Here is a 6,114-nt window from a genome sequence, read left to right as displayed (position 1 = left end):
TAACTTCTCTGTTTAGAGGGAACTTTATGTGAAGAAAAATCTTGATCAAGTCTAGTCTGAAAGTAAGAAGAAAGAAGGAAGAAGGAAGAAGGTGAAAATTGATTTAATCTCAAATAAATAACTTCTCTGTTTAGAGGGAACTTTATGTGAAGAAAAATCTTGATCAAGTCTAGCCTTAAAGGAAGAAGAAAGAAGGAATAAGGAAGAAGGAAGAAGGTAAAAATTGATTTAATAGCAAATACATAACTTCTCTGTTTAGAGGGAAATTTATGTGAAGAAAAATCTTGATCAAGTCTAGCCTTAAAGGAAGAAGAAAAAAGGCAAAAATTGATTTAATCTCAAATAAATAACTTCTCTGTTTAGAGGGAACTTTATGTGAAGAAAAATCTTGATCAAGTCTAGTCTGAAAGTAAGAAGAAAGAAGGAAGAAGGAAGAAGGTGAAAATTGATTTAATCTCAAATAAATAACTTCTCTGTTTAGAGGGAACTTTATGTGAAGAAAAATCTTGATCAAGTCTAGTCTGAAAGTAAGAAGAAAGAAGGAAGAAGGAAGAAGGCAAAAATTGATTTAATCTCAAATACATAACTTCTCTGTTTAGAGCGAACTTTGTGTTAAGAAAAATCTTGATCAAGTCTAGTCCTAAAAGTAGGGTCTTATTGCTAAAAGCTGATAGCTAATAGCTTATTTCCAACTGAATTATAAATCTGATTCATCAGATTTTATTTCAGAATCACCAGATGGAGGATTTTGTAAATATCGCTTGACTAAAGCTAGAACTTTTTTCGCTTCAACAGGTTTAGTTAAATACCCTGTAGCTCCCACCATTTTTGCTCGAACTCTATCTACAACTCCATCATTTCCAGTTAATATAACTATTGGTGTATTCTCAAACATAGGCACTCTTCGCAGTTGAGTACAAATTTCATAACCATTAGCAATTGGCATCATTAAATCTAAGAAAATTAGATCGGGTTTAGCTTCAATAATCATGACTAATGCTTTAATAGAATCCTGAATTCCGAGAAATTTATAACCCCCCTTCTTCATAATTTTCTCTAAGAGATAACACATCTCTTTACTATCATCTACACAAGCAATTAATGCTTGAGGTTTATTAGGAGATGTTTCTGTATCAACATCTGACTCTAATCCAGGACTTCCTTCTAAACGTTTTTTATCTGGAACTTCCTGTAACTCAATTAATTTATTCTTAATATAAGGCATTAAAAATAAAGTTAACTGGCGCAAATCTTTGTTTACCAAAGCAGCAGTTTCTCGCAATGAGTGTTTGCCATCAACTAACTTCGTAATTGTATTGTAAGAGTTATTTTTTGCAACTTTTTGTAACTGTTTATCCTTTATAATTACAGGAACTAAATTAGGAGAATATGCAGCTAAATTTGACTTTTGCCACTCCAGCCATAACTTATTAATAGGAGGAAGAATAGTTTCTACTGGAATTACTGTAGACATGAGGATTAAAGATTTGTCTAATCCTGAATCAGATAAATTATAGGTTAATTCTTGTGCCGATTGTTCCTGTAGAATATCAAATAAAACTTCTTTTAAATTTGCGAACACTACTGCTTTTACTTGAGGGGTAGTTAATGATTTTCGTCTTGATAAAACAGACATAATATGATAGTAATAACAAATAGCATAATTTCCTTCTCGGAACTTAATTTTGTCTAGAGAAATATTAGAACAAAATTGATGCCATATTTTGTGAAATCGCCGATTATAATGTGCCCCCCCCATAGCCCAAGCCAGACGACCTATACAGAAAAATAGTGTCCAACTTTGGCGTTCGCTTTTTACTTCTAACTTGCCTGTAAATTGATCGGGTAGCTCATTGAGGACTAAGTTAAAAAGTTTATTTTTGCTATTTTCATTATTGTTCATTTTTTTATACCAATTGCATACAAAATCAGGAATTAGAGGGAATAAAATTTAAAACTATACAAATAATATTTATGGTTATTTGGGCATTTACTTTATTTTCAAGTAAGTTCTTAAGAGCGACGTCTTTAAAGCAAGATAACACCCGATTTTTTGCCAATTAATTTTCTTGTTATAGAAAAAATATCAGAATTATTTTTACAACTAGAATTCAAGCATTCAAAAAAAAATAAGTAAATCAATGAGTTTATCTATCTATAATTATCTATATAATTCCCAACTTCCTGTTTTACACTAAAAAAAATGAATGTTAAACAATATGAATAAAATAATTTTAGAACTATCTAAATTAACTTTACCATAAGTCCTACTTAACCGAAATTAACTTACTTGGCCACAGGTTGAACTTGAGAAATTTGAGAAAGGCAAAATGGTAAAAAATACCTGTTGAGAGTATAAACTCTTAGATTTTTAAAGAAGGTTTTAGGTAGTAGGTTTCAGGTTCAATTGTGTTGTGGGTAATAAAAAATCTAACTCTCTAACCCTCTTCCCCTATCTGACATGGGAAGTAGGATTGGCGACCCACAGAAGGCGCGAAGTCAGGGATTATTTTTGACTTTTGATTTTTGATTGTCAGATGTGCGTCTTACATTCTGTTTCCTTACGGATTCCGCAGGAAACGGAAACCTCAGAATTACGCACTCAATGCATGACTTGCGTATCGGAGCATAGCAAGAATTATATTAAATGGCCAAAATATGTAGTCTTTAAATAACTGTTTTATCTCAAACCTAGAACTTGTATTGAATGAGGAGGTCTTCCACGGTGAAAAATTCCTATTTTTACTTTAGCTATTTGACTGTTATGGCTATTGTCATTTCGGCCATACCCAACGTTGTAATTATTTCCAATGTATTGGCCCAAAATCCTGCCCCAGAGATGGAAAATTCCTCTGAATCTTCTGCCCCTAAGACCAAGGCAAATAAATTGTTTGAAACAGGTGTGGAACAATTTCGCAGAGGAGCATTTGATGAAGCTTTAGAAACTTACGAACAAGTTTTGACAATTCGTAAGGAATTAGGAGACCAAGGGGGAATTGCTCAAACTCTTAACAATATTGGGGATGTCTATATTAACCAAAGGGAATATTCAGAAGCTTTAGATGTTTTGCAGAAAGCTTTAACTATTCGTCGCCAGATAAACGATCGCTCTGGTGTCGCAGAAACTTTAAACCTTATTGGTTTTGTTTATCAGCGACAGCGGGAGTTTTCCCAAGCTTTAAATTTGCATCAAGAAGCTTTAGATATTTCTCAAGCGGTTAGCGATCGCTCCAAAGAAGGAGAGTCATTACATAATATTGGTGCGGTTAAAGCAAGTCAGAGACAACTTGACCAAGCGCTGGAATTTTACCAAGAAGCACTTATTATCCGGGAAGAAGTAGGCGATCGCCGTGACGTTGGTCGAACCCTCAACAATATGGGAGTAGTTTACTTTAATCAAGGCAATTATGACAAAGCTTTGGAAAAATATCAAAAAGCTTTAAGTGTGCGTCGAGAAATTAATGATAGTGCTGGAGTTGGGAGGTTATTAAATAATATTGCTTTTGTTTATCGAGAAAAGGGTGAAAATTCTGAAGCTCTCAAATATTTTAAGCAAGCAGTTGCCATGTTAGAAAGTGTTGGAGACCAAAGAAGTGTCGGACGAATTTATGGTTTTATGGGCGCACTTTATCAAAAAGAAGGAGAAGAAAGTCAAGCATTAGCAGCTTATGAAAAAGGTTTAGAAGCTGCTAAAGTTGCAGAGGATAAACCTGGGCAATTAGAAGCTTTAAATTATTTGGGTGATGCCTATTATGAAGTTGGAGAAAATGACAAAGCAAAATCAAGTTATGAAGCAGCTTTAGTATTTTACAAAGAAGCAGAAGACAGTGCTGCTGAAGGTAAAACAATGGTTGGTTTGGGAAAAGTTTATGACAGCTTAGGAGAAAACCAGAAAGCCAAACAAATTTTACTAAAATCTTTACCGATAAATAAGAAAGTAGGAGATAAGTCAGTTATTGCTGCTAATATGAATGCTTTGGGAGAAGTTTATTATAGTTCTGGAGATTATTCGATTGCTCTAAATTATCACAAACTTGCTTTAGATAATTTGCCAAATAAAGAGGATAAAAATTCTGTAGCTATAGCTTATCAAGGAATGGGAGATTCTTTATTTCAACTGAAACAATATCCTCAAGCTTTAGAAAATTTAGAGCAAGCATTAGTCATATATCAAGAAAGTGAAAAAACCGCTAAGGCTGGTCGAATTTATGGACAGTTAGGCACAATATTAGTCGCCCAAGAAAAACCAGAGTTAGCAGTAGTTTTTTATAAACAAGCGATTAATATCAATGAAACTCTGCGGAGTCAGGAAAGTCAGAAAAGTCTATTAGAAAATACTGAAACAGTTTATCGGAATTTAGTAGATTTACTATTACAACAAGAACGTATTTTTGAAGCTCAACAGGTTTTAGATTTGCTGAAAATTCAAGAATTAGATAATTATCTAGGCAATGTAACAGGTAATGAAATAACAGTAACCGGAGTAAAATTGCTAGCTGCTGAAGAAAAAATTCTAGCTGAAGAAACAAAAGATATTTTAGAGCGGGAAATCGATAAAAATAATCTCAAAGCTGATTTTTCACAGTTTCCAAATATGCAAGAAAAATTGCAAAAGTTACCCGGAACAGTTTTATTTTATCCCTTGATTTTGCCAGACAAATTAGAATTAATATTAATCACAGCAGAGGGAGAAACAATACATGAAACTGTAGAGGTAAAAGCAGAAGAAATTGAACGGGCGATCGCTGACTTCCGAGGTACAATTTCTAATGCTGTTGGAGATGTGAAAAACTCGGCAGAAAAACTCTATGGTTGGTTAATCAAACCAATAGAAGATGAGTTAACTAAAGCAAATATTAATACAATTATTTATGCGCCAGATAAGCAACTTCGCTATCTTCCTTTAACAGCACTTTATGATGGAGAAAAATGGTTAGTAGAACGTTTTGCTGTAAATAATATTATTGCAGCTAGTCTGACAAATTTTGAGACTCAACCCAAAAATCAACCCCGTCTATTAGCAGCAGCTTTAACCGAAGGTAAATATCAAGTTCAGATAGGAAGTCGCCAAGTTCAGTTAAGACCAACAACAGGCAAATTAGTCGAAAATTTAGCAGAAACAATTCCCGGTACTCGCCAACTTATTAACAGTGAATTTAGTTCAAAAACAACAATTAATGATTTTAATAACTACAATATTGTGCATTTAGATACCCCCGTTGCCTTGTTAACAGAAAAAGAAGGAAATGGCAAACCAGAAGATTCTTTTATCTTATTTGGAGATGGCGATCGTATTACTCTGCGCGATATGGAAAATTGGTCATTTGAAATAGATTTGGTAGTATTAAGTGCTGCCGAAACTAATATTAGTGGGCGGATGGGTAATGGGGAAGAAATAGTTGGTTTGGGTTATCAAATGCAAAATGCTGGAGTAGAAACAGTAATAACTTCTTTATGGCGAGTTAACGATAATTCAGACCAATTAATGAATACTTTTTACACAGTTTTGCAAGAAGGAAAAAGTCAAGCAGAAGCATTACGCGCTGCTCAAATAAATATGATTACTGGGAAGGATAAAGAAGGGAGTAATCCTTATTATTGGGCATCATTTATATTAATGGGAAATGGATTTTAAGCAGTAATTTCAGTTAGCCTCCTGCGGAGGAACTGCGTTTTATCCTGACGGACTGCTCCGCAAATATGTCGGGCAGCGAAACAGTTAGCCTCCTCTAGAAAAAATATTTATAGCGGTTTTCACAAAGGTAGATTACAAAACTTCTTGCTTCTTCCTTCTTCCTTCTTCCTTTAAAGCAAATCTCTGTACTCTAAAAAACATGAAAACTGCTATAACTAATAACTGATTAAAAAGCGGGGTTCTAGCTATTTCATTCTAGAATTAAGTTAAGATTTTACTAGCTTTTACAGATTGGTTGATATCACCTTTAATTTCATAAATTAGAACCAAATATCCCTGGTTTTTGCTAGATAAAAATTGACTTATAACTTCAGTGAAATAATATTAATCACTTGACTCGAAGAAGAAAAGATAAAAGCTCAAATTCAATAATTGATAATTGATAATGGATAATTGATAATTACCTCTGGTTAAAACCG

Annotated in this window: 2 protein-coding genes; one reads left to right on the top strand and one right to left on the bottom strand. The window is 33.6% G+C overall.

Annotated features, from left to right (window positions below):
• Positions 1 to 697: 697 nt before the first annotated feature.
• The gene (locus tag ACP6PK_RS13215) at positions 698 to 1,903 is read right to left on the bottom strand and encodes a response regulator (RefSeq protein ID WP_426560001.1); all 1,206 of its coding nucleotides are present in this window, start codon (positions 1,901 to 1,903) and stop codon (positions 698 to 700) included.
• Between the two features lie 861 nt (positions 1,904 to 2,764).
• Between ACP6PK_RS13215 and ACP6PK_RS13210 the strand changes: the two genes are divergently transcribed.
• Positions 2,765 to 5,635 (top strand): CHAT domain-containing protein, encoded by a 2,871-nt coding sequence (locus ACP6PK_RS13210; RefSeq protein WP_426560000.1) that lies wholly within the window; start codon positions 2,765 to 2,767, stop codon positions 5,633 to 5,635.
• Positions 5,636 to 6,114: the final 479 nt, after the last annotated feature.

The sequence above is a fragment of the Dapis hubbardiae BLCC-M172 genome (assembly GCF_050016015.1).
In the GTDB taxonomy this organism is placed as follows: domain Bacteria; phylum Cyanobacteriota; class Cyanobacteriia; order Cyanobacteriales; family Microcoleaceae; genus Trichodesmium.
This window is presented reverse-complemented; position numbering and strand designations above follow the sequence as displayed.

What these genes read in the sequence shown, in the direction of transcription:
- ACP6PK_RS13215 (WP_426560001.1), bottom strand. Translation starts at nt 1,903, where the DNA reads ATGAACAATAATGAAAATAGCAAAAATAAACTTTTTAACTTAGTCCTC.
- ACP6PK_RS13210 (WP_426560000.1), top strand. Translation starts at nt 2,765, where the DNA reads ATGGCTATTGTCATTTCGGCCATACCCAACGTTGTAATTATTTCCAAT.